Source organism: Marinobacter sp. KM021 (assembly GCF_050707965.1).
Classification (GTDB): Bacteria; Pseudomonadota; Gammaproteobacteria; order Pseudomonadales; family Oleiphilaceae; genus Marinobacter; species Marinobacter shengliensis.
The window spans coordinates 1,749,432-1,775,841 of the sequence record NZ_CP136129.1; the positions used below are offsets into that span (position 1 = coordinate 1,749,432).

Genomic DNA, 26,410 nt, shown 5'->3' on the forward strand with positions numbered 1-26,410 from the left:
GCAACGTATATGGACATATTGTCACGAAGCGATACCCATGGCCTATGGCAACAGGTGTAGCGGTTGCCTACAATAAATTCATTACGGGTCAGAGCCGTCGTCACAGTCATCGGCGTCTGAACATGTTAGGCTGAAATCCGATTGTTCAGCCGTCCAGTATCGTCAGGTATGCATTTATGGCCATTGCGGAAAAACTCATGCAGCGTCACACCAAGCCATCCAGAGCCAGCAGGGTGGGCGCTTGCACAGCACTGACACTCTCTTTGCTGATGTCTGGCATGTCCGTCGCGCAGGCAAAAATTGACGACACGGCGGTTTACCAGCCTGTGGCCCCAACCATTGACCAGGCCCGGGCCAACATCCTGATCGCTCGCCAACTGCAATTCACACATTTTCGTAATCTTGGCATCAGTGATGAACTGTCTGGCGATGTTTTCGATGCGTACCTGAAATACCTGGATGGCCAGCGCATCTATCTGTCCCAACAGGATATCGACCTGCTCGCCAAGGCAAAATCCCGGCTCGGTTCCGCCCTGAAAACAGGCCAGCTTCAGCCAGGGTTCGAGATCTACAACCTGGTCCAGCAGCGCATCATCGAGCGGCTTCAGTTTGCCCTGAACGTTATTGATAACGGCCTGGATGAGCTTGATTTCAACACCGATGAGCGCATTCGGGTGGATCGCTCCAAGGCCGACTGGGAACCAGACCAGGAAGCCCTCGATGCCCTCTGGATCAAGCGAATCAAGAATGCCGTACTGGCCCAGCGCCTGAACGGTACGGAAGACGACACCATCAAAGACAACCTGCGCCGCCGGTATGAAGGTCAGCTGAAACGCGCCTACCAGGCCCGCAGCGAGGATGCGTTTCAGGCGTATATGAATGCCTTTGCCGGCATGTGGGACCCGCACACGTCCTATTTCTCACCGCGCACGTCTGAAAACTTCAACATCAATATGAGCCTGTCACTTGAGGGCATCGGTGCGGTCCTGCAATCCGACAACGAATACACCAAAGTGGTTCGCCTGGTGCCGGGTGGCCCCGCCGCCAAGCAGGGCCAACTGCAAACGGCAGACCGTATTATCTCCGTGGCTCAGGAGGGCGAAAAGCCGGTAAACGTCATTGGCTGGCGTCTGGACGAGGTGGTTGACCTGATACGTGGTCCCCGTAACTCCACCGTTACCCTGGAAGTGATCCCTGCCAACGCCGCCGACGAGAGCGTCACCCGCACCATTGCCATCAGCCGGGATGAAGTCAAACTGGAAGAACAAAGCGCCAGCAAGGACATCATCGAGCTGGACCGTTCCGGCGAAACCTACCGTGTTGGCGTGATCACCATTCCGACCTTTTACGCCGACTTCCAGGCCATGCAGGCCGGTGACCCCAACTACAAGAGCACGACCCGTGACGTTCGCAGGCTTCTGGACGATCTCAAGGAACAAGGTGTTGACGGCGTCGTCATGGACCTCCGCAACAACGGTGGCGGTGCCCTGCATGAGGCCAATGACCTGGTAGGCCTGTTTATCGACAAGGGCCCCACCGTGCAGATTCGTAACGCCAATAATGATGTGCAGATTCTTAACGACGAAGACCCCTCGGTTGCCTACGACGGCCCCCTGGTGGTTTTGGTGAATCGCATGAGTGCCTCGGCCTCGGAGATCTTTGCCGGCGCCATTCAGGATTACGGCCGCGGCCTGGTGGTGGGCTCTCAGACGTTCGGCAAGGGTACGGTTCAAGCCGTGCGGCCACTAAACCACGGCCAGCTGAAGATCACCCAATCCAAGTTCTATCGGGTGTCTGGTGGTTCTACCCAACATAAGGGTGTCATTCCGGATATCGAGATTCCGTCACGGGTCGACACGTCGCGAATTGGCGAAGACGCGCTGGATCATGCCCTGCCCTGGGACCAGATCGAAGCCGTGCCCCACACCCGGTACTTTGATTTCAGCGGTGTTATTGACGAGCTGCGCAAGCGCCATGAAGCCCGTTTCTCGGCCAGCCCCGAATTCAGCCTGCTGGAGCAGGAAATTGAGTTCCTGACCAAGCAACGTGAAATGACCTACGTCAGCCTCAATATGGATGAACGCAAGGCACACCACGAACAGATTGAGAGAACTCGGCTGACCATTGCCAACGCACGTCGGGAACTGCGCGGAGAAGAGCCGTTCAAGACCCTGGAAGAGCTGGAACAATGGCAGGACGAACAGGCCGCAGATCTCGACAGCACCGATGAAGAGCTGGACTTCGTGATCCGCGAGGGTGGTCATATCATGGCCGACCTGCTCGAGCTTGATCAGCGTACCGCGTCTATCCTGAAGCCAACACAATTTGCCGCCAAGGCTGAAGCCAGATAATCGCCATGGCTGACCGGGCAACGAAGGATCAACCGGAAAGCAGCCAACGGGCCCGCGTCCTGCAGGACATGCTGCTGGACGCCCTGCATGCCATGCGTTCCATGGAGCAGGTGGAAAGCATTGAACAGCCCGGCGGCCGGAATAAAACCTCCGACGGCATTATCGATCGCATTGTGGGCTTTACCGGCTCGGCACTCCGCCTGGGTGCCCGGGCCACCGACACCTCATTGCGGGTGGGACGGGCCCTGGTCAATTCCCAGGACCAGCTGCGAACCATGCTCGCTGCCGGCCAGTCCCTGAAAGACATCCGGGAGGTGGCCGGCCTCACCCTGTCTGAGATGAGCGAGGCGCTGAATCTCAAGGATAAGTCCCTGCTTGAGGCCATCGAAAACGGCACCTCTACCCTGTCTTTCGAGCTGATTCTGCGCCTGGCGGCGCTGATCGCCAGGAACGACCCCATTCCGTTCATCATGCGTACCACCCGGAACTATAATCCGGAGGTGTGGCAGATTCTGAACGATTGGGGCATCGGCCGCATTCCCCTGCAGTTCGAGCGGGAAAGGGAATTTATCAATATCTTCCGGCGCCACGATGACGCCCGCAATCTCTCGGACGAGGGGTTCCGTAAGGTATTGGAGTTCACCCGCCATAGCTTCGAGATGTCGATGCACTTTATCGAACAGCAGGAAGCCGAGATGGAGGAGCTGAAGGCAAGCCTGCAGCCCTCCGGACCTACAGAGAAAAAAGCGCCCTCAAGCAAATAATGCACGCATACCGGTGATGTTCGGATTCCTGACAGCGCCTTTTTCTGTAACAATCGCATCAATCAGGCTGGCTGGCGTCACATCAAACACCGGGTTGAACACCTCCACGCCAGCCGGTGCCAGCGGAATTCCCCGAATTTCCCGCACCTCGGTGCCATCACGTTCTTCGATAGGAATATCCTGGCCGGACTCCAGCGCCATATCCACTGTGCTGGAGGGTGCCACCACCATGAAACCGACCTTGTGATGGCGGGCCAGAACGGCCAGATTGTATGTACCTATCTTGTTCGCCACATCGCCATTGGCGGTAATCCGGTCGGCCCCAACGATCACCCACTTAACTCTGCCGGAAGCCATGATGGCCGCCGCTGCGCCATCGGCGTTCAGGGTGACCGGAATTTTGTCGCGGGTGAGTTCCCACGCCGTCAGCCTGCTGCCCTGCAACCAGGGCCGGGTTTCGTCCGCGTACACCCGGCTCAGCAGCTTTTCCTCGTGCAACCGGCGTATCACGCCGAGCGCCGTGCCATAGCCGCCGGTTGCCAGGGCACCGGTGTTGCAGTGCGTCAGCACCGACATGGCCTTTTCAGGCGCCATGACCTCCAGCGCATGGTCCGCCATGGCAAGGTTCGCCGCCAGATCTTCCTCATGAATGCGCACTGCTTCGGCGGCCAGCTGACGGGTGGCTTCGGCCAGGGATTCACAGCGCTCAAACACGCCTTTCATGCGCTCAAGAGCCCAGAACAGGTTAACCGCCGTTGGCCTGGATTGCGCCAGCTCGTCAATGGCCTTGTGCACCTCTGCCCGCCAATCGCCTGCGCCCGCATGCCTGGCGGCCAGGGCAACACCATAGGCGGCACTGATGCCGATCGCAGGGGCTCCGCGCACCACCATATCGGTAATGCACTGGGCGACACCGGAAGCGCCTTCCGCTTTAATCCAATGCTCTTCTGCAGGCAGCAGGCGTTGGTCCAGCAACTCGAGGCTATCGCCATGCCAGCGCAGAGCCACGGTGCCCATCGATCGATTGGCAGTGTGTTTTGCCATAGTCAACTCCATTCCGGTGGCTGAAAGCCGCCAGTATAACGCCAAGGCGCCCGTTTGCCTGCCCGGTTTGAGCATCAATGCCCTTCTGGCAAGGCATGACCTTGCCGTCGGGGTAGTTCTGCCATCGGCAGCTGGTTATACTTTGCAGCTGAATTTCAGGGCTTGGCCAAGCCCCACAACACAAAGGCAGGTTAATGACGGCAGACACCATCACTGCAGCCGATAGTCGAATCAACGCCCGCTGGCTGATTCCCGTAGAACCCTTCGGCGTTGTACTGGAGCACCAGGCGGTGATCCTGCGGGGCAGCCGCATTGCAGATGTGCTGTCGCAATCAGAAGCAGACCTGAAATACCGCACCCGCGAGACCGTCAACCTTGACCGGCATGTGGTCCTGCCCGGGCTGATCAACCTGCACGGTCACACCGCCATGTCGCTGTTCCGGGGCCTGGCCGATGACCTGCCGCTGATGACCTGGCTGAACGACCACATCTGGCCCGCCGAAGGCAAGTTCGTCAGCGAGCCGTTTGTGCTGGACGGCACGCGGCTGGCGATGGCGGAAATGCTGCGCACCGGTACCACAACCTTCTCCGACATGTACTTCTTTCCGGAAGTGACGGCCCAGGCGGCCCACGACGCCGGTATGCGCGCCCAGGTCTGTTTTCCGCTGATGGATATGCCCACGGTCTGGGGTTCCGGGCCGGACGAATACCTGCGCAAAGGGGCGGCCCTGATCGAACAATGGCAGGGTGACGAATACATCATGCCGGCGATTGGCCCCCATGCCCCCTACACGGTCTCTGATCAGCCGCTGAAAGACGCCGTCGCCCTGGCTGAGAGAACCGGGGCGGCCATCCAGCTGCACCTGCACGAGACTGCCTTCGAAATAGATGAAGCCATGAAAGCCACTGGCTCACGCCCCGTTACCCGGATGGCAGAACTAGGGGTTCTTGGCAGGAATACCCAATGCGTGCACATGACCCAGATTGACGATTCCGACCTGGAACAACTGGTGCGCTCAGGGGCCCACATCGTGCACTGCCCGGAATCCAACCTGAAGCTGGCCAGCGGCCTGTGCCCGGTGCAGAAACTGATGGACCACGATATCAATGTCACCATCGGAACAGATGGCGCCGCCAGCAACAACGATCTGGACCTGTTCGGTGAACTGAAAACCGCAGCCATGGTCGCCAAGGTGGTCGCCGGGGATGCCTCGGCATTGTCAGCCCACCGGGCGCTGGAAATGGCTACCCTGAACGGCGCCCGAGCGCTTGGCCGGGAGCAGGAGTTGGGCTCCCTGGTAGCAGGCAAGCTGGCCGACCTGATTGCCGTGGACCTGAGCGACCCCTTCCTGCAGCCGGTCTACGACCCGGCATCTCACCTGGTTTACAGCAACCATGGTCGGGCAGTAAGCCACAGCTGGATTCACGGCGTACCTCAATTACAGGACGGTCGCCTGACCCGTATCGACGTGCCTGACCTGATGCTTCGGGTCAGTGAATGGCGGCAACAGATTCTCAGTTAACCTTTTCACCCAGGTGTAGCACCATGAGCAACCAGAACGTAGACCAGAACGAGATTGCCAAGTTTGAGGCTCTGGCCAGCCGTTGGTGGGACCCCACCAGCGAATTCAAGCCATTGCACGACATCAACCCTCTGCGCCTGAATTACATTGACGAGCGGGTAGCCCTGGCCGGCAAAAAGGTGCTGGACGTCGGTTGCGGCGGTGGCCTGTTGTCGGAAGGCATGGCCCTGCGCGGCGCCCATGTAACCGGTATCGATATGGGCGAAGCACCCTTGTCAGTCGCCAAACTTCACGGTTTGGAATCGGGCGTGAACGTTGATTACCGGCAAACCACCGTCGAAGAGCTGGCGCGTGACCCGGAACATGCCGGCCAGTACGACGCCGTCACCTGCCTGGAAATGCTGGAGCATGTGCCGGACCCAGCTTCGGTTATCCGCGCCTGCGCCGCCATGTTGCGCCCGGGTGGCCACATGTTTGTCTCCACGATTAACCGGAACCCGAAGTCTTTCCTGTTTGCCATCGTGGGCGCGGAATATGTGCTCAACATGCTGCCCAAGGGCACCCATGAGTGGAAAAAGTTTATCCGGCCTTCGGAGATGTCCGACCACTTGCGCCATGCTGGCCTGGAAGTCCAGGAACTCACCGGCATGACCTACAACCCGCTAACCAAGGTGTACAAACTGGGCCGGGATGTCGACGTCAACTACCTGATGCACGCGCGGGATATTCGTGAAGACTGACGCTCTCCCTTCAGCCGTACTGTTCGATCTGGACGGCACGCTGATTGATACCGCCCCGGATTTCATCCGCTGTCTGAATATGCTGCGGCAACAGCACAAGCTGGAGGCCTTACCGGCGGAGCATATCCGGCGTTCGGTATCTAACGGCGCCCGGGCGATGATCCGGGTCGGCTTTGGCCTGGAGCCGGAACACCCGGATTACCTGGAAAGGCACACGGCGTTTCTGGACCTGTATGAAGCAGGTGTCGCCATCGAAACCACCCTGTTCGAAGGCATGGACGAGTTGCTGCTTGATCTGGAAAGCCGGTCTATTCCCTGGGGCATTGTCACCAACAAGCCCGCCCGGTTTGCCATTCCCCTGATCGAAGCCCTCGGGCTTGCAGAACGATGCGCCACGCTGATTTGCCCGGACCATGTGACCGAGCGTAAACCTCACCCCGAACCGCTGTTCCTGGCATGCCGTGAGATTGGCGCAGAGCCGAAACAGGCGATCTACGTGGGTGACCACGAACGGGACATTGAAGCAGGCCGGAACGCAGGTATGCGTACCATCGCCGTTCGCTACGGCTACATCGAGCAACCGGAATCGGTTGACCTGTGGCAAGCCGATATCATCGTTGATACCGTCAGCGACCTGGCAAAGCTGTTACAATAGCCGCCGATTCATTTTCATCACCGGCCCCAAGCTGGCCAGTAACCGCCTGAACACGGAGACAGGTTATGCAAGATTACCAGGCACCCGCCGATCTTCTGAAAGACCGCATTGTCATGGTAACCGGAGCCGGTAGCGGCATCGGCCGCGCCGCTGCCAAAGCCTATGCTGCCCATGGCGCCACCGTCATTCTGGTTGGCCGCACCGTAGGCAAGCTGGAAGAGGTGTACGATGAAATTGAAGCCGCCGGCCACCCGCAACCGGCCATCGTGCCGATGAACTTCGAGGGTGCGGCGGTCAAGGAATACGAAGAGCTGGCGATGACCCTGGAAGAGAACTTCGGCCGGCTTGATGGATTGCTGCATAACGCCGGCATTCTGGGCTCCCGCAGCCCGGTAGAGCTTTATGATCCAGAAATCTGGAACAAGGTGATGCAGGTAAATGCCACTGCCCCGTTTTTACTCAGCCGGGCGATGATTCCCCTGCTGCGTAAATCCGATGATGCTTCCATGATTTTTACCTCGTCTGGCGTTGGTCGCCAGGCCCGGGCTTACTGGGGTGCCTACGCGGTATCGAAATTTGCGGTTGAAGGCCTGAGCCAGTTGCTGGCCGACGAACTGGATGACAACCGCCACAACATCCGGGTAAACAGTCTGAACCCCGGTGCCACCCGTACCAATATGAGAGTGCTGGCTTATCCGGCGGAAAACCCGAGCCAGAACCCGGCGCCGGAAGAACTGATGCCGGTGTACCTGTACCTGATGGGCAAAGACAGCCAGGGTATCAACGGCCAGCAAATCGACGCGCAGCCGAAGAAATAATGGAACTCCTGTTTTACACCACTTCCCAGTGTCATTTGTGCGAGCTGGCAGAAGCGCTTTTGGTCAGCACACCCATGCCGGAGCCGATCCCTGTGGATGTGGTAGACATAGCCCAGTCTGAAGAACTGGTTGAGCGGTACGGCACACGCATTCCGGTGCTGCGCCGTAACGACACCGGCGCGGAGCTGGGCTGGCCGTTCACCAGGGACCAGTTACTCACGTTTCTGCAATGAGGATCCGCTGACATGCTGATGATCATCTCCCCCGCCAAGACATTGGACTACGAGAGTCCGTTGGCGACGGAAACCTACACTCAACCGGATTTTCTGGACGACGCCTGCGAGCTGATCGACCAGCTCAAAGAACTGGAGCCGCATCAGGTCAGTAACCTGATGAGCATCAGCGACAAACTCGGCCAGCTCAACGCCGACCGGTTCCGCACCTGGCACACGCCCTTTACACCGGACAATGCCCGCCAGGCGATCCTGGCCTTCAAGGGCGATGTCTATACCGGGCTGGACGCCGAAAGTTTTTCTGAACAGGATTTCGCCTTCGCCCAGAAGCATCTGCGCATGCTTTCCGGCCTGTACGGCCTGCTTAAGCCGCTGGATCTGATGCAGCCATACCGCCTGGAGATGGGCACCAGGTTCGAGAACCAGCGAGGCAAAGACCTGTACGCTTTCTGGGGCAGCAAGATTACCGAAGCCCTGAACGAATTGCTGGCGCAAGACGACCAGGTGCTGGTAAACCTTGCCTCCAACGAGTACTTCAAGAGTGTGCAAAAGAAGCAGCTCGACGGCCGCCTGATTACGCCCCAGTTCAAGGACTGGAAAAACGGCCAGTACAAGATGATCAGCTTCTACGCCAAGAAGGCCCGGGGCCTGATGTGCCGTTACGCCATTCAGAACCAGATTACCCAGGCCGACGACCTCAAGGGCTTTAACCTTGAAGGCTATTATTTCAGTGAAGACCAATCCGATAAAAACAATTGGGTTTTCCTGCGGGATGAACACTAACCGTACCTGTTGATATCGGAGTAACCATGAACGAAGCAGTCTTCTCCCAGATCGCCATGCTGGTGTTTCTGACGGGCCTTATTGTCTGGATGGGTTTCATCGTTTGGGACCTGGCCAAAAAATCCCAGGCCGGGAAGTTCGGCACCATTGCCCTGTTTACCGTGCTGGGCGCCGGCGTAGTGGGCTTTATCGTGAAAACCGTGCTGGTAGAGATCATGCAGATCTGATCTGCCCGGATAGCCGTCACTTTACGGCCACCACCGTGTGGCCGTATCATCCTCTGCCCTTTTGCAACGCTCCGAACAAACAGCAAGGATTCAGCCCCAATGTGGTTTCGTAACGCCCGGATTTTCCGTTTCACCAAGCCCTTTGATATCACCGCCGAAGCCCTGGAAGAAAAGCTGCAAGCTGATGCTTTCAAGCCCTGCGGCCCCCAGGAAACCACCCGCCAGGGTTGGGTGCCTCCCCTTGGAAAACACGGTGAGCAATTGGTGCACAGCGCCAACGGTTACCACCTGATCGCTCTGCGCAAGGAAGAGAAGATTCTGCCGGGCCCTGTGGTCAAGGAAGCCGTAGAAGAGCGGGCCGAGGCCATCGAGCTGGATCAGGGCCGCAAAGTGCGCAAGAAGGAAAAAGAGGAAATCAAAGAGCAGGTCATGCTGGAAATGCTGCCCCAGGCGTTTTCCCGTAACCGCCGCTGCTTTGCCTACCTGGCACCGCAGGACGGTGTACTGGTGGTCGATGCTGGCTCTGCCAAGCAGGCGGAAGATCTGGCATCCACCCTTCGAAAAAGCCTGGGTTCGCTGCCCGTTCGCCCACCGGCAGTAGAGCAGGCACCTGCCTTCACCTTCACCGGCTGGCTGACGGAAACCATCGATCACCCTGCCAATATCGTGCTGGGCAGCGAATGCGAACTCAAGGATCCTTCAGAAGACGGCGGCGTGGTGCGTTGCAAGGGCCTGGACCTGAAAGCCGATGAAATTCGCAACCACCTGGAAACCGGCATGCAGGTCACCAAACTCGCGCTGACCTGGGATGACAACGTGTCTTTCGTTCTGGACGAAGAATTGGGCATTCGCCGGCTGAAATTCGGTGAAACCCTGCAGGACCAGTTGGATGATGTGGATGTGGACGACGCCCTGGCCAAGTTCGACGCCGCCTTTACGCTGATGACCCTGGAACTCTCCCGAATGATTCCCGGGCTGCTGGAAGCGCTCGGCGGTGAAGACCGCTCTGCCATCGTCGAGGAATAAGGCCAAAGGGGGTACTTACAGGTGCCCCCCTTTCCCCAGCCGCTCTTTTTGCCAGTCTTTCACCGGCTCATTCAGCACCAGTCGTAGATCCATCACTTCTTCTTCCGGGTTGTACTTGATTTCAAAACCCAGATGCTCTGCCAACTTCAGCATTGGGCGGTTATCCGCCAGCACGTTGCCGATCATTTCCATGGTGCCCCGGGCACGGCAGTAGTCGATCATCTTCTGCATCAGTGCCACGCCCAGCCCCTCACCTTTCATCCGATCGTCCACCATCACAGCAAACTCACAGCGCAGGTTGTCTGCGTCTGTCCAGGTGCGAACAGTGCCCAGGGTTTCCTCTCCCTCACCGTCCAGCCGCGGTGCATTGGCGATAAACACCATTTCACGGTCGTAATCGATCTGCACCATCTGGGCGACGTCTTCCCGGGAGAAATGTTTTCGGTACTGGAAGAACCGGTAACGAATGGACTCAGGTGACTGATGTTCGTGGAATGAACGGTGGGCCGGCTCATCTTCCGCCAGCACCGGGCGGATAATGACTCGCCGACCGGATTTTGGCAGCACAATCCACTCTTCCAGCTCTTTCGGGTAGGGCTGGATAATGGGCTTGCCTGGCTGGTCGTCGAGGTCAATGGCAATGTTCACCGCCACTGCACCCTGCTCGTTAAACAGCAAGGGGGATATCTCCAGGCCCCGGATCTCGGGGATATCCACCACGATCTGGGACAGGGTTACCAGGGTTTCCGACACCGCCCGGATATCTTCCTCCGGCTTGAGGCTGTGCTCTTTCAACAGCTTGTACATGTAGGTTCGGCGCAAGAGCTCCCGGGCCAGAACCATGTTCAGCGGCGGCAGGGCAATCTGGCGATCGGTCATGATGTTGATCTGAGCCCCCGCTGCACCGCACACCACCAGCGGGCCGAACAAGTTGTCCCGAGTGATCCCCACACTGAATTCAATGCCGCCCACATGCTGATACGAACGCTGCACGGCAAAACCGAGAAATCCGCTGCGGGGGAAGTGCTCCCTGTACTCATCCATCAGGAAGCGGCAGCTATCGATAATGGCTTGCTCACTGTTGAGCTTTTTGACCGTGCCTTTGTAACGGCGCTGGGTAGGGCTCAGGTCCAGAAACGGAAAGCAGCCCTGTTCATGCACCACCGTAATATCAATGGGCCGGCGCTCCACCGCAAACACCTCAAGCACTTCTTCGACATCGTCACAGTAAACGGTGTCGATGGTGTTGATGCCATAATCACAGATCACCCGCCGGGCTTCGCGGTTGGACAGATGCCTCCGGCCATCGCTCAGTGCCCGGGCCACGAGTTTCCGGGTATTGGCACGGTCGGCGAAATGGTCGGTGAAGGATTCCGGTGTTTCTGTCAGCAGCCTCTGCACCCGCTGGTGACGAACGTGCTGCATAAAGGCCATGACCGCCTTCTCCGGATTGAAGAACGACGGCAGGCCGGCACGATAAAATTCTTCACGGGAATCCATCACCGTGCTCTGCCCCAGCCAGCAGGTGAAAATGTTCAGCCGTGTGCCCTTGGAAGCCTGCACCACCGCATCGGCAATCTGCAGGCTGTCCTCGATCAGGGTTGGTGCATACATCACCAACACGTTGGCCACGTTCGGGTCTTTGGCGAGAATCTTGATCGCCTTGCCATAAAGTTCTGGCGTGGCGTCGTAGTTGAGGTCGATCGGGTTTTTCCGGGTCCAGTAGGCCGGCAGCAGCTCCGCCAGGGCATCAACGGACTGCTCCGACAGTTCCGCCAGTTCGCCGCCCAGGTCGGCCAACCGGTCCACCGCCAGCACACCGGGGCCAACCCCGTTGGCCATGATCGCCAACGATTCGCGCCGCAGCGGGCGCATTCGGGTCAGGGTTTCCAGGGCATCAAACATCTGGCCCAGGCCGTCCACCCGCAACACACCGGCTCTCTGGAGCATGGCATCGTAAATCGGGTCACTGCGCTTGATGCCGGCCGGTAACTCATGGGCGAACCACTCCGACTCCGGCACCCGGCCGGATTTCACCGCAATGACCGGTTTGGTCCGGGAGGCTACCCGTACCGCCGACATAAAGCGGCGGGGATTGGGAATATTTTCGATGTGCAAAAGGATAGCGCGGGTCTGGGTGTCCTGGGCCAGGTAATCGATCAGGTCGTCGTGATCAATGTCCATGCCGTCGCCCAGTGTCAGGAAGTAGGAAAACCCGACACCCCGGGCAAAAGCCCAGTCAATCACCGAACTGGCAATGGTGCCGGACTGCCCCACAAACGCCACCCGTCCGGGAATGGCGCCCATGTGTGCATAGGTGGCGTTAAGATGACGTGCCGGCACCATCAGGCCGATGGTATTGGGCCCCAATACCCGAATGCCGGTTTCCCGGGCCGCGTCCCGCACCGAATACATCAACGGCTGCCCGGTTTTACTGTGGGTACGTGACATACCGCCGGTCATCACAATGGCGGTACGCACACCACATTCGCCGAGCTTTCGAATCATTTTTGGCACAGTATCCGGTGGCGTACAGATAATGGCCAGGTCCGGGCTAAAATCCAGTTTCGAGACCTTCTTGACGCAAGGAACCCCGTGCACGTTGTCGTAGTCAGTCTGGTTGACCACTACCAGGCGGCCCGGATAGCCACCACCCAGCAGGTTCCGGAGCACCATACCACCGAGGTTCTCGGCCCGTTCGGAAGCACCAATCACAGCAATGGATTCAGGATTGAACAGGCTTTCCAGATAGCGGGTACTCAAGGTGACTCTCCCTGACCATGGGCGACGAAGATATGGATAAGAATCTCAATAAAACAGGATACTTATCAATGTATAACTTATCTTAGATGGGTATTTCCTGATGTAAATCCGATATCACAACCATTAGACCAAAGAAATACGACAAACTTCGGTTTTCCCTGATAACATGGCCGGAAAAATAAGCATATTCGGGTTCAGGCTAGACGTATGACCACGGCATTTTTTTCCCACGATGACTGCATGAAGCACAATATGGGCCCGGAGCACCCGGAATGCCCTGAGCGAATCTCCACCATACTCGCGTATCTGGCAGACACTCACCTGGAACGGGATCTGGACTGGGTTCGACCAGAAGAAATTACCCGTGACCAGCTGTTAACGGTGCACCCCGAGACTTACCTTCAACAGCTGGATATGATGCAGCCTACCCGGGGCCGGGTGTTTACCGATCCGGACACCGCCATGATGCCGGATACCCTGCGCGCCGCCCGATTGGCCGCCGGCGGCAATATCCAGGCGGTCGATATGGTGATGAGCAGCCAGGTAACCAATGCGTTTGTCTGCGCCCGCCCACCCGGGCACCATGCCGAGCGCTCGAAATCCATGGGGTTCTGCTTCTATAACAACGTGGCACTGGCGGCCATGCGCGCCCTCACCTTCCACCACCTGGAACGGGTTGCGATCGTTGATTTCGATGTGCATCAGGGCAACGGCACGGTAGACATCGTCAGCGGAGACGAACGCATACTGATGTGCTCCAGCTTCCAGCATCCGTTCTATCCGCACTCCCATGTGCATCGCCAGGCGGACAACATTATCAATGCGCCGATCGAGGCCAACTGCTCAGCTCTGGACTACCGTAAAGCGGTGGAAGCAGCGTGGCTTAAGAAATTGCAGGATTTCCGCCCGCAGCTGGTACTGATTTCCGCCGGCTTTGATGGCCACAAGCTGGACCCGATGGCAGAACTGAATCTGGAAGTGGACGACTATCGCTGGTTGACGGAAATGCTGATCAGCGTGGCCCATGACCACGCAAATGACCGGATTGTGTCAACTCTGGAGGGGGGATATCACCTGAAAGCGCTGGCCGAAAGCGTCACCGCCCACCTGGACCTGCTCAGCACGGTTTACTGAGAAGTCCCGCTCCATTCAGCCCGAGAAATCCATACCCGGGCCGTTCGCCTGCTGTAACTCCGGCCGCTCGCCCTGCCGTTGCAAGCGAATGGTGGTACGGCGATTATCCGCATGCCGGCGGGAAACCGGGAACTGGTCACCGTGCCCACGCACAATCAGAAGGTCATCATCGATACCGCGGGATCGCAGATAGTCCGCCACCACATTCGCCCGCTCTTCGGACAGCGCCCGGTTATCGATGCGGCTGCCAACACTGTCTGAATGGCCGTCCACAAATATCCGCTCAACGGTGGAATCCGCCATTACGTAGGTCACGATGTTATCCAGCAGCTGCCTGTCGGTATCAGACAGGCTGGTACTGCCGCTGACAAACGGCACTCGGGAACGACGAATCTGGTCGTAGTTCACCGGCAGCAGGCTGGATACGCACTCCCGGTAGCCCGAGTACGGGCCTGAGAAATTAACGTTGGAAAGTTGAACCCGCACGGGCCGGTCATCATAACGGGCGGCTCGTGTGACGGTCGGGCGCATCCCCTGCAACAAACCCTGAGTCATCAGGGTTGCCTCACGACTGCTGACCGTGACCGCCCTGGGCTGGTCAGAGACCGTTACCGAGCCGATGGCCCGGGGCGCCACGCCAGGACGCCAGGCTGGCGCTTCCACCACTAGCTGGCCGCGACCGGGGCGCATCACCGGTATGTCGGATTCCAGATAGAAACTCAACGCTTCGCCGGCCCGATGGCGGAAAACCGCCCTGCCGTATCCCGGTACCTCGTGTACCAGAGAACACTCAAACACGGATTCCGACAGGTACCACTGGCTGTTCTCAATGCCGGCACCGTAGCTTGTCGCCAAAACAGGCGTAGCCGCCACTGCAAACAAAGCCGACGCGCCTGCAGCTGCCAGCTTTTGATGAAGTATATGGCGAAGCGAATAAGTCATTGTGAGAGCGCCTCGAAAACCGGGTCTGTTTTCAACATGACTGTTTAACGGCGATCAAAATGATTACTTGAGCCACAAAGGGACTGGAATAGCAAAAACATTCCCATCCGCCTTCTGATATAATCCGCAAAATTTTTTGGCTGCTTTGCGGATACCATCATGACCAGAACACTCACCATCACCCGACCCGACGACTGGCACCTGCACGTGCGCGACGGTGCTGTGCTGAACAGCGTGGTGCCGGCCACGGCCGCCTGCTTTGGCCGGGCAATCATCATGCCGAATCTGGTGCCACCGGTAACCGATGCGGCCGCCGCCATGGCTTATCGTGAGCGTATTCGGGCAGCTGCCGGCAGCACCGGCTTTGAACCGCTGATGACACTGTACCTGACGGAAAGTATGACCCCCGAAACCATTCGGGAAGCCAAGGCCGCCGGTGTTGTCGCTGCCAAACTCTACCCCGCGGGCGCCACCACCAATTCCGAGTCCGGCGTTACCGATATCCGCAATATTTACCCGGTTCTTGAAGCCATGGCTGAGTGCGGCATGCTGCTTTTGGTTCACGGCGAAGTGACGGACGCCGACATTGATATCTTCGACCGGGAAAAAGTGTTTCTTGATCGGGTCCTGAGCCCAACCATCGAGGCCTTCCCGACCCTGAAAGTGGTGCTGGAGCACATCACCACGGCGGATTCCGCCGAGTTTGTGCGCGACCATACCGGCGGCAACCTGGCCGCCACCGTGACGCCACAGCACCTGATGTACAACCGGAATCATATGCTGGTGGGCGGTATCCGCCCCCACCTGTATTGCCTGCCGATCCTGAAACGGAACAAGCATCAGCTGGCGCTGCGCGAAGCGGTTGCCAGCGGCGATCCTCGGTTCTTCCTAGGCACAGATTCCGCACCCCACGCCCGCGACAAAAAGGAAGCCGCCTGCGGCTGCGCCGGTTGCTACTCTGCCTACGGTGCCATTGGCCTGTACGCAGACGTCTTTGAGGAACTCGGCATTCTCGACAAACTGGAAGCCTTTGCCAGTTTCAACGGCGCCGACTTTTATGGCCTGCCACGAAACACCGATGCCATTACCCTGGTACGTGAGCCCTGGACCATGCCAGAGCAACTGCCGTTGGCCGACGGTAACATCGTACCCTTGAAGGCCGGTGAAACCGTTCACTGGCGCATGGCGTAACTCATTATTCATTCATAACACGAACATCGGAGTTCGAGTGTCAGAAGAAAACAAGCCGCCACATCCTATGTCCCAACGCTTCCGTGGCTTCCTGCCGGTGGTTGTCGATGTTGAAACCGCCGGTTTCAATCCGGAGCGAGACGCCCTGCTCGAAATTGCCGCCGTCATACTGACCATGGACGACGATGGCTTGCTGCGCCGGGGGGAAACCCACGTGCAGCAGATTGACCCCTTCGAAGGCGCCAACCTGGAACAGTCTGCCCTGGACTTCACCGGCATCGACCCCTGGAACCCGGAACGTGAGGCAGTCCCTGAGCGGGAAGGCCTGAGCGAAATATTCTCCCCGATCCGCAAGGCGGTGAAAGCCCACGACTGCAAGCGTGCGGTTCTGGTCGGCCACAACGCCACCTTTGACCACAACTTTGTGTTTGCGGCTGCCTTGCGGGCCGACATCAAACGCAATCCGTTCCACCCGTTCTCCACCTTTGACACAGCAACTCTGGCTGGCCTGGCCTATGGCCATACGGTGCTGGCACAGGCCTGTAAACTGGCGGGCATCCCTTTCAGCAACAAGGAAGCCCACTCCGCAGCCTACGATGCAGAAAAAACCGCTGACCTGTTCTGCGGCATCGTGAACCGCTGGAAAGAGCTGGGCGGTTTTCCGCCGCCGCTCATTGAGCCAGAGGAAGAAGCGACAAGCTGATAACCGCCAGAATCAAAAAAACCCGCCGAAGCGGGTTTTTTCTTACCTGGAGACAGCTTACCAGTAGATACCTCGCATAATGGCCGCGAACGCCACCTGCTCGGTCGACACCTTGGGCTTTTCACCCGACTTGCTACCAGCGGCAGACGGAGAATCCGGGAACATCCGGTAACCGGTGTTCATGATAATCTCCCCCATCTTCGGCGCCAGGGCGTGCAGAACCTGGGCAAAGACACCCAGGCGAGTAGCAATACGCTTCGGCCGGTAAACGATGGCATCCGCCACCATCTGCGCAGCTTCATCCGGTGACAGCGTGGGTACCGAATCGTAAATCTTGGTCGGCGCAATCATCGGCGTTTTCACCAACGGCATGTTGATGGTGGTGAACGTCAGATTACGGTCAGACCACTCCGCCGCCGCACACCGGCTGAAGGCATCCAGCGCTGACTTGGACGCCACATAGGCCGAGAAACGTGGCGCGTTGGTCAGTACCCCAATGGAGGAGATATTCACCACATGGCCACGGCGGCGCTCAAGCATCGCCGGGGCAAAGCCCATAATCAGCCGAACAGAACCGAAGTAATTCAGCTGCATGGTGCGCTCAAAGTCATGGAAACGGTCGAACGACAGGGAAAGTGAACGACGGATAGACCGGCCGGCATTGTTCACCAGCACATCCACGTGGCCGTGATTGTCCAGAACCGTCTTCACAAACCGGTCGCAATCATCCATGTCGGAAAAATCGCACTGGTAGGCGTGGATATTGCCGCCGCGGGCTTCCAAATCGGCTGCCACTTCGTCCAGGGTTTCCTTGGTACGGGCACCAATCACAAGGATGGCACCGGCTTCCGCCAGCTTCTGGGCAGTTGCCAGGCCAATACCGGAAGTGGCACCGGTGACAACACACACCTTGCCTTCCACTGTTCCCTTCAGGGTGCGGTCCTTGAACAGATCCGGGTCCAGGTTACGCTCCCAGTAGTCCCAGATCACAGGCGCATAGCTTGGCAGGCGCGGCACGTCGATACCGGTGCCTTTCAGCGCCCTTTCAGTTTCACGGGCATCGAAACGGGTCGGATAGTTGATGAACGACATTACCGATGGCGGAATGCCCATATCATCCAGAACGGCACTGGCGATGCGCTTAACCGGTGGCAGATTCTTTATGCTCTGGCGAATGAACGGGGGAATAAAGCCAAACATCCGGGAATCAATACGCATCCCCATTTTGGGAGCGTGGCCCGCCTCGCTGAAGATATTGAGGATTTCACCCACTTTATAGGGATCAGAGTCCACCAGATGGAAACACTTGCCGTCTTCCCCTTCGAGATGGGCAATGTGATCCATGGCGTTCACCACGAAATCGACCGGCACAATGTTCAGGCGGCCGCCTTCAATACCAATGGTGGGAACCCATTGCGGCAAGGCATAGCGAATCTTCTGGATCATCTTGAAGAAGTAGTAAGGGCCGTCAACCTTGTCCATCTCGCCGGTTTCGGAATGGCCAATCACCATGCCGGGGCGATAGATACGGAACGGCACCTTGCACTCATCCCGCACCACTTTTTCGGACTCATGCTTGGTGCGCAGATAGGGGTGGTCCAGCTTCTCGGCTTCCTCAAACATGTCTTCCCGGAAGGTGCCCTTGAACAGGCCTGCCGCCGCTATGGATGACACATGGTGGAAGTGCTTGGCCGCCATGGCCTCAGCCGCCTGAACCGCCGCCCGGGTGCCCTCGATGTTGGTGGCCGCCTGGGACTCTTCATCGGCGCCCATGTCATAGACCGCCGCCAGATGGAAAAAGTGATCGACATTTCCCTTGAGGGATTTCAGGGTCTTGGCGTCGATTCCGAGGTTCTTGCTGGTCAGATCACCAATGACCGCCTTTACCCGGGACTCATCCACACCCCACCGCTCGCGCAGTTTTTCGAGTTTGCCCTGGGACTGTTCACGTACCAGGACATACACGGTACCGCCTCGGGCGAGCAGCTTTTCAACCAGAAAGCGGCCGATAAACCCGGTACCGCCTGTCAGGAAATAATTCATAGGTACTCCATCCTGCCTGTTGCTCTGTTGTTGTCATTACACCAGCACGAGTAAGACTAAAGTCTTACCTGCATTCCATTGGCCGGCATTGTACTTAATTGCAACTTTCATGTATCGAACTTTTTTAGAGCTTTTGCTCTGTAACCCTTTGTTTTTGTTAGAGCCTTTACTCTAAAAACCGGCCTTCCGCCTGGCAGAAAATGTCCCTGTTGCCGACACACTGAGTTTGAGATTAGCACAGTAAGCACCTGCTGCGAGCCTTGCGACCACAATTACCGATGGGCAATGCAAGGCTCGCCCGGCAATGCGATAATCGGGAACTTACCGCGCCAGACGGCGTCACTAACTAGCCACGATCCTGAGAGTTACCAGACCAGCATGCAAAACGACAGCCCCAATACCGAACGCTACATTGCCATCGCCCGCGCCTGCCTGAAGGCCATCAACGACACCGCCGCTAACAGTGGTAGTCGGGAGGAGAAGATCCAGGCGGTCTATCAGGCGATCGACAAAGCTTTCCAGGCGGAGTTTTCCGAATATCGGCAATCCGTTGCCATCATGGCAACCGTACTTGAACGTATCGCTTCGGGCGAACTGGACGCCGACAAAGCCGCCAGCCTTGCCCGCAAAACCCTGGACCAGCAACCCGCTGGCACCCAATCCGGGATCATGCACTGAGCAAACCCCCCACTTTGACCGGACAGAAGAGGCACCATGACAGCTGACCGCCCCGTGTTCCAGAACCTGTACCGTTTCCAGTTTGTTTTGTTATTTTTACTTGGCAGTGTGCTGCTCAGCCCTCTGGCTGTTGCCGGCGCATCGCCGACCAAAAGCCCCAACGACCCTAACGAATACCGGTTTCTGGAACTGGACAACGGCCTGCGGGTGATTCTGGCCTCAGACCCCGAAGCCGACAAAGCAGCCGCCTCAATGAATGTCGCCGTTGGCAGCGGCAACGACCCCGCCGACCGCGAGGGTCTGGCACATTTCCTGGAACATATGCTGTTCCTGGGAACCGAGAAGTATCCGGACCCGGGCGAGTACCAGCAGTTCATTCGCAGCCATGGCGGCAGTCATAACGCCTTTACCGCATTTGCCGACACCAACTATTTTTTTGATGTCGAGGCAGAATTCCTTGAGCCGGCCCTTGACCGCTTCGCCCAGCAGTTCTCCCACCCGCTGTTCACACCAGAGCTGGTCGACCGGGAACGCAATGCCGTGCACTCGGAGTACACCGCCAAACTCAAGGAAGATGGCCGCCGGTTCCTGTCTGTTCTGAAGGCCGGGGGCAACCCCGATCACGCCTTCAATCAGTTTGCCGTCGGTAACCTGACAACCCTGGAAAACACTGAAGAGAACCCCCTGAGACCAGACCTGATCCAGTTCTGGCAGGACCAGTATTCCGCCAACATCATGACACTGGCAGTTTACGGCCCGCAGCCCCTCGACCAGTTAGAGCAGATGGTCCGGGAACGCTTTATCGCCATCGAAAACCGGAACCTGAAGGCCAAGACACACCCACAGCCGCTGTACGTTGAGAGCAGATTGCCCGAACGCATCACTGCTGAAACCCTGCGAGATTCCCGCAGCATGACGCTGTCGTTCCCGATCCCATCGCAGCGGGACAATTACCGGACCAAACCGGCATCCTATGTGGCCAATCTACTGGGCCACGAGGGCCCCGGCAGCCTGTTTGACACCCTCAAACAGGCGGGCCTGGTGGAGTCGTTGTCCGCCGGGCTGGGAATGGATACCGGGGATCATGCCACGCTGGACATCCGTATGTCTCTCACGCGCGAAGGCCTCGAACGGCAGGACGAGATCATCGCGCTGGCGTTTCGGTACATCGATAAGGTCCGGCAATCCGGAGTTAACGAAGACCGCTTCGAGGAAATGAAACAGCTTGCGGTGATTGACTTCCGGTTTCGCGAGCGTAGTGAGCCGATGCGCGAAGCCATGCGCCTGGCCAGCCTGTTACGGGACTATCCACCGGAAGATCTGTTGAGCGCGCCCTGGCTGATGGATCGTTACGCTCCGGAACAGTACAAAGCGCTTCTGGAACGCCTGACGCCCGATAACCTCAAAGTCTGGGTGTCTGCCCCCAACCAGAATTTCGAAGCGCCGCAGTTTACGCAGTGGTATCAGACACCCTGGCAGAGAGCGCCGCTCAGCGTCGAAAGTGAGGTAGAGTCCACGCTGGCTGAGCGCCTGGCCCTACCCGCCGCCAATCCGTTTGTTCCGGAAAACCTGGAGCTGGTGCCCGGAAACACCATGGCCCAGCCAGTGCTGCTGGACGAACTGGATGGCCTGGCTGTCTGGTACGCCAGGGACACCCAGTTCAACACGCCCAAAGCCAACGTGTTTATCAGCCTGCGCACTCCGCAGGCGAGATCCTCCGCCCGCAACGAGGTGCTAACCCAATTGCTGGTGGACGCCATCGATACCAACCTGAACGCCTGGGCCTATTCTGCGCGGCTGGCCGGGCTGGACTACAGCATTTACCCACATCTTCGGGGTGTGACCATCCGGGTGGGTGGCTATAACGACAAGCTCTACAAGTTGGTGAACCGGATTCTGCTGGAATTTGCGGATCCGAAGTTTACTGAGCAGCGTTTCGACGTTGCCCGGCAGAGACTGATCGATGGTCTTGAGAACAAAGCCAAAGACCGGCCGGTTCAGCAAACCTCGGAATTCATTCAAACGGCCCTCATCGATGGCACCTTTCCGGTACCGGATAAACTCGCTGCCGCGCGTGAAGTCACCCTGAACGAACTGGAAGCCTTTGGCACCCGCCTGGTTGCACAAACAGACCCGGTAATGCTGGCCCACGGCAACCTGACGGAGGCAGCGACACTGAATATGGCACGGCAGGTTCAGGCCATGGTATTGAACAATCGGGAGCGCACCACGGTAGACCGCTCGCGCATGCGCCAGCTGCCGCAGGGTCAAACCCTGGCGACGCTGACTCTGGAACACCCGGATACCGGCTATACGCTGTACTTGCAGGGGCGCGACACCTCCTATGAGGAGCGGGCAAGGTTCCGCCTGCTGGCGCAGATTCTGAGCAGCCCCTTCTATGAGGACATCCGTACCAACCGCCAGCTGGGCTACATCGTTTACGCCACCGCTTTCGAGATACTGGAAACACCGGCACTGGGGCTGGTTGTGCAATCTCCGGAAGCAACGGCTGAAGCCATTGACCAGGCGGTGATGGAATTCGCTGAAGGGTACGCAGACCGCCTGGCAGAGTTAACGTCTGAGCGACTGGCTCGGGAGAAACAAGCGGTGATCAGCCAGTTGCTTCAGCGAGACCGGCAGTTAGGTGAGGTGTCGGGCCGTTACTGGCGGGAAATCGACCGGGGGAACACCGCCTTCGACAGCCGGGAGCGCCTGGCGGAGGCCATTCAAAAAGTCACCCTGGATCAGCTGAAAACGACCTTCCTCAACGCCATGATAGAGCGCCAAAGGGCACTGCTGGTGGTTACGGGCGATGATGGCGAGAACAGCCGGTCCGTTCTTGACCGACTGCGCCAGCGGGATGCCGTGCCAGCCCGAGTAGAACGCTAACGTTCGCCAACCATACGCCGGAAGCGCTGCCAGTCTTCCGGCTCGTCCACATCCCAGCGGGGTTCCAGCAGGTAAACGCTGAGCCCCGCAGCATCCATCCTCTGCAGGGTTTGCTGCATAACATCTGGCGTACCCCAGGCAATACCTTCCAGCGCACCGGGCGCCAGCCTGCGAGCACCGATTAACACATAACCACCATCATCCGACGGGCCCAGCACCACATCGTAATGCTCCAGAGCCGCTACCGCGGAGCGCACATAACCGGGGTCTACTGAAGGACAATCACTGCCAATCACCACGGCCCGGTGATGAGATGCAATACCCTGGCCCAACGCCCTGGCCATTCGCTCCCCCAGATCGCCACCTTGCTGAAAAGACTGGGTCAATTTGGCTGCTTCGATATTGGCCAGCAAGGGAGCAGCTTCTTCAGGCGGCTGATCCAACGGACGATCCCACCAGAAGCTGACGTCATAGCCCGTGGCACACAGATTATCCAGTACCTCCAGACTCAGGGTGATATGAGCCTGTAGCGCGCCCTCAATCCCGAGGGCCGGAATTAACCGGGTTTTGACCCGGCCCGCCTGCGGCCACTTGGCAAACTGCATGAGAACCGCCGGTGAATGATCAGTGTCTAGCATGGCGCACGTTCCTCCGCCAAAGGGCAGCCAGGGATTCGGGACTGTCGCCCCGCCAATAACGCCAACGCAGGCGCCACATCAGCACAATTGTGGGCCACACACCGCCCTGCTCCCAGCGCCGGCTGTCGGTAATTACCGCCGAAGAAATACAGTAAGGGCGTGCCACCAGTTTCAGGCGTTTGGACAACTCCACGTCTTCCATCAATGGCATGGCGCGATAGCCACCCAACGCCTCGAACACGTCCCGACGCACGAAAATACCCTGGTCCCCCGTGCAAACGCCGGTGAGCCGGGAGCGCCTGTTCATAAACCAGGCGATCACCGAAAACATGACGTGCCGGCCGCTCAGGCGAACGTCAAATCGCCCCCAGGGGCGACCAAGGCGTTGGCTTTCACTTAACTGTTCGAGGGCATCGGGGGGAAGGCGCGTATCCGCATGCAGGAACAAAATCAGGTCGCCACGGGCGGCGGCAGCACCCGCGTTCATTTGCACTGCCCGCCCAGGTTCAGATACCAGCAACCGGTCACACAACGGGCGCGCCAGGTCAGCGGTGTTATCCGGGCTGCCGCCGTCGACCACAATCAGCTCGTGGCCGGACTGCCGGACGGGCTGTAGCCTCTGCAAAATCTCTTCAATACCGGCCGCCTCCCGCCACACGGGCACGACCACGCTCAAAGACAAAGCAATCCGGGAATTGGCATCCATAAAAGCGACAGACCAAGAGAACAAGGCCCAACCATAACCGGACACCCCTTGAGCCACAAGCCCTTGCCGGCTATCATACCGCCTCTTCTGAAATGCCCCCGTAGCTCATCTGGATAGAGCGTCCCCCTCCTAAGGGGAAGGTAGCAGGTTCGAGTCCTGCCGGGGGTACCATCCCATCAATAAAATCATATATTTAGCATTAGTAAATCAGCTAACCCACCAACCTACCCCTCAACCCTAAAACGATCAATTTTTAGCCATAACCTTTCGTTCCCCAGCCACATAATTTCTTAGACTTGCGACCGCCGTTTCCCAATGCCGGAGATATCTCTCTGTTTTGGCGAATATTCAAGCACACGGTCCGGCCAAAATCTATTTGCTTGCTAGAACGACGAAATGGGGTAACGTCGAAATAGGTCTCGAACGGCGTGACCAATTCAACAGGCAAGCAGAGGATATTCCAAAATGATGAAACACTTGATTGACCAGATTACCGACCTGCTCAAACAGGCCAATGGTCTGGCGGAGACTCTCGACAACTTCCAGCTGAGCAAAGCCGAAGTGCGGGTGTCGTGCACGGACGGGACCAGCCTGATAATTGGCGACAATCTCCAGAATTACAGCGATGGCACCACCTGTGACAGCTCCTTGTCACACCTGACACCAGCGACCGCCAGCGCGGCGGACCAACTGGGCACTATCAAAAAGAACGTCTGGTTCTGATCGGAGGGATTCAGTATGGATTTCATGAAAAAGACTCAGAACCTGGCCGCGACGCTCACCAAAGAATTCAATTGTGAGGAGATCAATCTCACCGTCCAGATGCGACGGGGCGAGGACTGGATTACGCTCGATCTTTTCCAGAATTCTGAGGAGCCAAATAAGTTCTACGCGACCGTTGACCACTCTTCCAGCCAACACCTCCAAGTTGGTGCGGACAGAACCGTCCACTGAGCAAAGCGGCCCATCCTCCAACACCCAAGATGGGGGGGGGAGGAGGATGGGTCCTAATTCGCGCAATTCAGAAAGCTCTGACGCCTCCCCCTCCAATACTTACCTCCTTTAGCCCCTCCGAATCACCTTGCGACTGCCCCCATTGATACCAAGCCAACCTACACTTTAGCCTGACAAAAAATATATTTGGCAGCCAATTAACTTTTTACTTGCACAAACGCCAAACCGCCATTAAAGTTAATAGTGTGCTTGGCAACCAAATACACTTTTGACTTTTACCGAGGGCACGACATGGAAAGCCTGAGTCGCGAAAAACTTCAAAGAATTGCTCAAGACTTTATCAACAATGAGGTCACTGACGTCATCAACCTGTTCCTTGGCCAGGATCGGACAGCGCTCGCGCTGGACCTTGGTAACCATAAATCCAGAGATCTCTCCGGCGGTAGCAGAGAACAGTTCGATATTGAACTATTGCTTGACCGCTGTTTCGAGTTTGCTGTCGAACGTCGTCAGGGCGGGGATGACCAGGCGGATCAGGATTCACTGCGGGCACTGGTAGAGTTCAACGTCGGTGATATCGTGATCGATTCGACTTTAACTGAACGCCTAGAAACTCTCGGTTTACTCCTGGATCTCCATGAGGCGGTAATGGCCTTTGAGTACGGTGAGGATGACGACACCCTCACCAGAGAGCAAATCGCCCTTTTGAGTGGGCTGGCGGTGGAAACAGTGCGCCTGGCGGGCTTCGCAGAAGGTGAAGACAAGCTCCCGCAAGAGCGTCCAGGAGTCGCCCGGAAAGCCGATGTGCAGCGCTGGCTGCTTCACAAAGGCAAGTACCGTGAATTCCAATGGCTGCCTACCTTCGTTCTGAAACCAGAAGCCCCCTCACCCTCTGCTCGGGAATTGGCTGAAACCATCCATCACCAAGCTCTGAGACAGCTGGATAAAACCAGCGAGGTTTACTCGCTTCTCCCACTTGAACATCGGCCTGGCTTTGAGGCCTACCTGAAAGCCAAGGCATTTGACCCTGACAACCTCCAATGGGTAACCCCGGAGAACGCCGAAACCTTGGGCATTGCTTTGATGATCGACCCATGCTGGCTATTTGAAAGCCTGGACTTCTGGGCATCAGAAGCCAGACGCCGCCATATGGTTAACGAGCTCGCGGAGCAGATGGCTCGCAAATCGCCACCGAAAGCACCGTCTGGGGTAGTTGCGGATAAAGAGACCATCAGGGAGGTTCTGACAAACCATCCCTCGATTGAGAAGCACCCTGCCCAGCGCAAGCCCAATACAAAAATTGACGGCTACCGGGTCATTGGAGGGATTGCGTTCGCTCACCAGCATGAAGGGAAGACTCAATTTCTTTGGGTTCCGGATGAGATCGCAGTGCGAGACACCTTGATAGTCAAACACTATCCGGCAGTAGGCTCTGATGAGCCAACCACCCGCCACAGTGGCCTGGCGAAATTTCCCGAACTCGGTCGGGCTGGCATCAACAAGATCAAAGTCAAAGATAGTGACTCATTCAACGAGATACTGAATCTCTTGGTGGCTCATTAACGCGAGAGTTTAAAACCACTACGGGCAGGGAGAGGCTTTAAC

At 57.7% G+C, this 26,410-nt stretch carries 24 protein-coding genes and 1 tRNA gene; 19 read left to right on the forward strand and 6 right to left on the reverse strand.

Annotated features, from left to right (window positions below; translation table 11 throughout):
* Positions 1-176 precede the first annotated feature (176 nt).
* Both RVM24_RS08260 and RVM24_RS08265 read left to right on the forward strand, forming a co-directional pair.
* On the forward strand, positions 177-2,351 hold the full coding sequence (locus RVM24_RS08260; RefSeq protein WP_431475240.1) for a carboxy terminal-processing peptidase: 2,175 nt from the start codon (positions 177-179) through the stop codon (positions 2,349-2,351).
* A gap of 5 nt (positions 2,352-2,356) precedes the next feature.
* Positions 2,357-3,115 carry a helix-turn-helix domain-containing protein gene (locus tag RVM24_RS08265; protein WP_138436155.1) on the forward strand — a complete coding sequence of 253 codons (759 nt, stop codon included), beginning with the start codon at positions 2,357-2,359 and terminating at the stop codon, positions 3,113-3,115.
* Here RVM24_RS08265 and mtnA read toward each other — a convergent pair.
* On the reverse strand, positions 3,104-4,159 hold the full coding sequence (gene mtnA / locus RVM24_RS08270) for an S-methyl-5-thioribose-1-phosphate isomerase (protein WP_061333134.1): 1,056 nt from the start codon (positions 4,157-4,159) through the stop codon (positions 3,104-3,106). The two genes, RVM24_RS08265 and mtnA, sit on opposite strands and share 12 nt — an antisense overlap.
* Before the next feature lie 194 nt (positions 4,160-4,353).
* On the opposite strand from mtnA, the gene RVM24_RS08275 reads away from it, so the two are divergent.
* The 8 genes from RVM24_RS08275 (at position 4,354) to rdgC (ending at position 10,164) form a co-directional block, all read left to right on the forward strand.
* Positions 4,354-5,682: a TRZ/ATZ family hydrolase gene (locus tag RVM24_RS08275; protein ID WP_374787700.1), complete on the forward strand. Its 1,329-nt coding sequence runs from the start codon at positions 4,354-4,356 to the stop codon at positions 5,680-5,682.
* 23 nt (positions 5,683-5,705) lie between these two features.
* On the forward strand, positions 5,706-6,422 hold the full coding sequence (ubiG, locus tag RVM24_RS08280; protein ID WP_061333132.1) for a bifunctional 2-polyprenyl-6-hydroxyphenol methylase/3-demethylubiquinol 3-O-methyltransferase UbiG: 717 nt from the start codon (positions 5,706-5,708) through the stop codon (positions 6,420-6,422).
* Positions 6,412-7,077, forward strand: a complete 666-nt coding sequence (locus RVM24_RS08285; protein WP_374787701.1) for an HAD family hydrolase — start codon at positions 6,412-6,414, stop codon at positions 7,075-7,077. Before ubiG ends, RVM24_RS08285 begins: the two co-directional genes overlap by 11 nt.
* A gap of 65 nt (positions 7,078-7,142) precedes the next feature.
* The gene (locus RVM24_RS08290) at positions 7,143-7,895 is read left to right on the forward strand and encodes a YciK family oxidoreductase (protein WP_374787702.1); all 753 of its coding nucleotides are present in this window, start codon (positions 7,143-7,145) and stop codon (positions 7,893-7,895) included.
* The gene (locus tag RVM24_RS08295) at positions 7,895-8,128 is read left to right on the forward strand and encodes a glutaredoxin family protein (RefSeq protein WP_374787703.1); all 234 of its coding nucleotides are present in this window, start codon (positions 7,895-7,897) and stop codon (positions 8,126-8,128) included. Before RVM24_RS08290 ends, RVM24_RS08295 begins: the two co-directional genes overlap by 1 nt.
* A 12-nt stretch (positions 8,129-8,140) precedes the next feature.
* Positions 8,141-8,911, forward strand: a complete 771-nt coding sequence (yaaA, locus tag RVM24_RS08300) for a peroxide stress protein YaaA (protein WP_072676986.1) — start codon at positions 8,141-8,143, stop codon at positions 8,909-8,911.
* A 26-nt stretch (positions 8,912-8,937) separates the two neighbouring features.
* On the forward strand, positions 8,938-9,138 hold the full coding sequence (locus RVM24_RS08305) for a DUF2788 domain-containing protein (RefSeq protein WP_058090221.1): 201 nt from the start codon (positions 8,938-8,940) through the stop codon (positions 9,136-9,138).
* 99 nt (positions 9,139-9,237) lie between these two features.
* Entirely contained in the window at positions 9,238-10,164 is a 927-nt protein-coding gene (rdgC, locus tag RVM24_RS08310; protein WP_072676985.1) for a recombination-associated protein RdgC, read from the forward strand.
* Positions 10,165-10,179: 15 nt separating this feature from the next.
* On the opposite strand, the gene RVM24_RS08315 is transcribed toward rdgC, so the two are convergent.
* Entirely contained in the window at positions 10,180-12,927 is a 2,748-nt protein-coding gene (locus RVM24_RS08315; protein ID WP_374787704.1) for a GNAT family N-acetyltransferase, read from the reverse strand.
* Between the two features lie 207 nt (positions 12,928-13,134).
* Between RVM24_RS08315 and RVM24_RS08320 the strand changes: the two genes are divergently transcribed.
* Positions 13,135-14,061: a histone deacetylase family protein gene (locus tag RVM24_RS08320; RefSeq protein WP_072676983.1), complete on the forward strand. Its 927-nt coding sequence runs from the start codon at positions 13,135-13,137 to the stop codon at positions 14,059-14,061.
* Positions 14,062-14,076: 15 nt separating this feature from the next.
* Here RVM24_RS08320 and RVM24_RS08325 read toward each other — a convergent pair whose 3' ends face one another.
* The gene (locus tag RVM24_RS08325) at positions 14,077-15,003 is read right to left on the reverse strand and encodes a flagellar protein MotY (protein WP_374787705.1); all 927 of its coding nucleotides are present in this window, start codon (positions 15,001-15,003) and stop codon (positions 14,077-14,079) included.
* A 159-nt stretch (positions 15,004-15,162) separates the two neighbouring features.
* Between RVM24_RS08325 and pyrC the strand changes: the two genes are divergently transcribed.
* Together pyrC and rnt are read left to right on the forward strand one after the other, a co-directional pair.
* Positions 15,163-16,194 carry a dihydroorotase gene (gene pyrC, locus RVM24_RS08330; protein WP_431475241.1) on the forward strand — a complete coding sequence of 344 codons (1,032 nt, stop codon included), beginning with the start codon at positions 15,163-15,165 and terminating at the stop codon, positions 16,192-16,194.
* 37 nt (positions 16,195-16,231) lie between these two features.
* Positions 16,232-16,897, forward strand: a complete 666-nt coding sequence (gene rnt, locus RVM24_RS08335) for a ribonuclease T (protein WP_072676981.1) — start codon at positions 16,232-16,234, stop codon at positions 16,895-16,897.
* Positions 16,898-16,954: 57 nt separating this feature from the next.
* Here the strand turns inward: rnt and RVM24_RS08340 are convergent, their stop codons facing one another.
* Positions 16,955-18,940: an SDR family oxidoreductase gene (locus RVM24_RS08340; protein WP_431475242.1), complete on the reverse strand. Its 1,986-nt coding sequence runs from the start codon at positions 18,938-18,940 to the stop codon at positions 16,955-16,957.
* Positions 18,941-19,318: 378 nt separating this feature from the next.
* Here RVM24_RS08340 and RVM24_RS08345 point away from each other — a divergent pair, with 378 nt between their 5' ends.
* Positions 19,319-19,618: a hypothetical protein gene (locus tag RVM24_RS08345; RefSeq protein ID WP_061333122.1), complete on the forward strand. Its 300-nt coding sequence runs from the start codon at positions 19,319-19,321 to the stop codon at positions 19,616-19,618.
* Between the two features lie 36 nt (positions 19,619-19,654).
* Positions 19,655-22,507, forward strand: a complete 2,853-nt coding sequence (locus tag RVM24_RS08350) for an insulinase family protein (RefSeq protein ID WP_431475243.1) — start codon at positions 19,655-19,657, stop codon at positions 22,505-22,507.
* Here the strand turns inward: RVM24_RS08350 and RVM24_RS08355 are convergent.
* Together RVM24_RS08355 and RVM24_RS08360 are read right to left on the reverse strand one after the other, a co-directional pair.
* Positions 22,504-23,145 (reverse strand): TIGR04282 family arsenosugar biosynthesis glycosyltransferase, encoded by a 642-nt coding sequence (locus tag RVM24_RS08355; protein WP_431475244.1) that lies wholly within the window; start codon positions 23,143-23,145, stop codon positions 22,504-22,506. The two genes, RVM24_RS08350 and RVM24_RS08355, sit on opposite strands and share 4 nt — an antisense overlap.
* Complete coding sequence (locus RVM24_RS08360; RefSeq protein WP_431475245.1) at positions 23,132-23,851, reverse strand: TIGR04283 family arsenosugar biosynthesis glycosyltransferase; 720 nt, start codon at positions 23,849-23,851, stop codon at positions 23,132-23,134. Before RVM24_RS08360 ends, RVM24_RS08355 begins: the two co-directional genes overlap by 14 nt.
* A gap of 94 nt (positions 23,852-23,945) precedes the next feature.
* Here RVM24_RS08360 and RVM24_RS08365 point away from each other — a divergent pair.
* The 4 genes from RVM24_RS08365 to RVM24_RS08380 all read left to right on the forward strand — a co-directional run bounded on the left by RVM24_RS08365 (position 23,946) and on the right by RVM24_RS08380 (position 26,368).
* Positions 23,946-24,022, forward strand: a tRNA-Arg gene (locus RVM24_RS08365).
* Positions 24,023-24,316: 294 nt separating this feature from the next.
* The gene (locus tag RVM24_RS08370) at positions 24,317-24,574 is read left to right on the forward strand and encodes a hypothetical protein (RefSeq protein ID WP_431475246.1); all 258 of its coding nucleotides are present in this window, start codon (positions 24,317-24,319) and stop codon (positions 24,572-24,574) included.
* Positions 24,575-24,589: 15 nt separating this feature from the next.
* Positions 24,590-24,805: a hypothetical protein gene (locus tag RVM24_RS08375; protein ID WP_431475247.1), complete on the forward strand. Its 216-nt coding sequence runs from the start codon at positions 24,590-24,592 to the stop codon at positions 24,803-24,805.
* Between the two features lie 291 nt (positions 24,806-25,096).
* Complete coding sequence (locus tag RVM24_RS08380) at positions 25,097-26,368, forward strand: hypothetical protein (RefSeq protein WP_431475248.1); 1,272 nt, start codon at positions 25,097-25,099, stop codon at positions 26,366-26,368.
* The last annotated feature ends 42 nt before the right edge of the window (positions 26,369-26,410 follow it).

What these genes read in the sequence shown, in the direction of transcription:
- RVM24_RS08305 (WP_058090221.1), top strand. Translation starts at nt 8,938, where the DNA reads ATGAACGAAGCAGTCTTCTCCCAGATCGCCATGCTGGTGTTTCTGACG.
- RVM24_RS08260 (WP_431475240.1), top strand. Translation starts at nt 177, where the DNA reads ATGGCCATTGCGGAAAAACTCATGCAGCGTCACACCAAGCCATCCAGA.
- RVM24_RS08370 (WP_431475246.1), top strand. Translation starts at nt 24,317, where the DNA reads ATGATGAAACACTTGATTGACCAGATTACCGACCTGCTCAAACAGGCC.
- RVM24_RS08375 (WP_431475247.1), top strand. Translation starts at nt 24,590, where the DNA reads ATGGATTTCATGAAAAAGACTCAGAACCTGGCCGCGACGCTCACCAAA.
- RVM24_RS08275 (WP_374787700.1), top strand. Translation starts at nt 4,354, where the DNA reads ATGACGGCAGACACCATCACTGCAGCCGATAGTCGAATCAACGCCCGC.
- RVM24_RS08350 (WP_431475243.1), top strand. Translation starts at nt 19,655, where the DNA reads ATGACAGCTGACCGCCCCGTGTTCCAGAACCTGTACCGTTTCCAGTTT.
- RVM24_RS08380 (WP_431475248.1), top strand. Translation starts at nt 25,097, where the DNA reads ATGGAAAGCCTGAGTCGCGAAAAACTTCAAAGAATTGCTCAAGACTTT.
- ubiG (WP_061333132.1), top strand. Translation starts at nt 5,706, where the DNA reads ATGAGCAACCAGAACGTAGACCAGAACGAGATTGCCAAGTTTGAGGCT.
- RVM24_RS08340 (WP_431475242.1), bottom strand. Translation starts at nt 18,940, where the DNA reads ATGAATTATTTCCTGACAGGCGGTACCGGGTTTATCGGCCGCTTTCTG.
- RVM24_RS08265 (WP_138436155.1), top strand. Translation starts at nt 2,357, where the DNA reads ATGGCTGACCGGGCAACGAAGGATCAACCGGAAAGCAGCCAACGGGCC.
- pyrC (WP_431475241.1), top strand. Translation starts at nt 15,163, where the DNA reads ATGACCAGAACACTCACCATCACCCGACCCGACGACTGGCACCTGCAC.
- RVM24_RS08290 (WP_374787702.1), top strand. Translation starts at nt 7,143, where the DNA reads ATGCAAGATTACCAGGCACCCGCCGATCTTCTGAAAGACCGCATTGTC.
- RVM24_RS08295 (WP_374787703.1), top strand. Translation starts at nt 7,895, where the DNA reads ATGGAACTCCTGTTTTACACCACTTCCCAGTGTCATTTGTGCGAGCTG.
- RVM24_RS08325 (WP_374787705.1), bottom strand. Translation starts at nt 15,003, where the DNA reads ATGACTTATTCGCTTCGCCATATACTTCATCAAAAGCTGGCAGCTGCA.
- RVM24_RS08320 (WP_072676983.1), top strand. Translation starts at nt 13,135, where the DNA reads ATGACCACGGCATTTTTTTCCCACGATGACTGCATGAAGCACAATATG.
- RVM24_RS08345 (WP_061333122.1), top strand. Translation starts at nt 19,319, where the DNA reads ATGCAAAACGACAGCCCCAATACCGAACGCTACATTGCCATCGCCCGC.
- rdgC (WP_072676985.1), top strand. Translation starts at nt 9,238, where the DNA reads ATGTGGTTTCGTAACGCCCGGATTTTCCGTTTCACCAAGCCCTTTGAT.
- RVM24_RS08360 (WP_431475245.1), bottom strand. Translation starts at nt 23,851, where the DNA reads ATGGATGCCAATTCCCGGATTGCTTTGTCTTTGAGCGTGGTCGTGCCC.
- RVM24_RS08355 (WP_431475244.1), bottom strand. Translation starts at nt 23,145, where the DNA reads ATGCTAGACACTGATCATTCACCGGCGGTTCTCATGCAGTTTGCCAAG.
- mtnA (WP_061333134.1), bottom strand. Translation starts at nt 4,159, where the DNA reads ATGGCAAAACACACTGCCAATCGATCGATGGGCACCGTGGCTCTGCGC.
- yaaA (WP_072676986.1), top strand. Translation starts at nt 8,141, where the DNA reads ATGCTGATGATCATCTCCCCCGCCAAGACATTGGACTACGAGAGTCCG.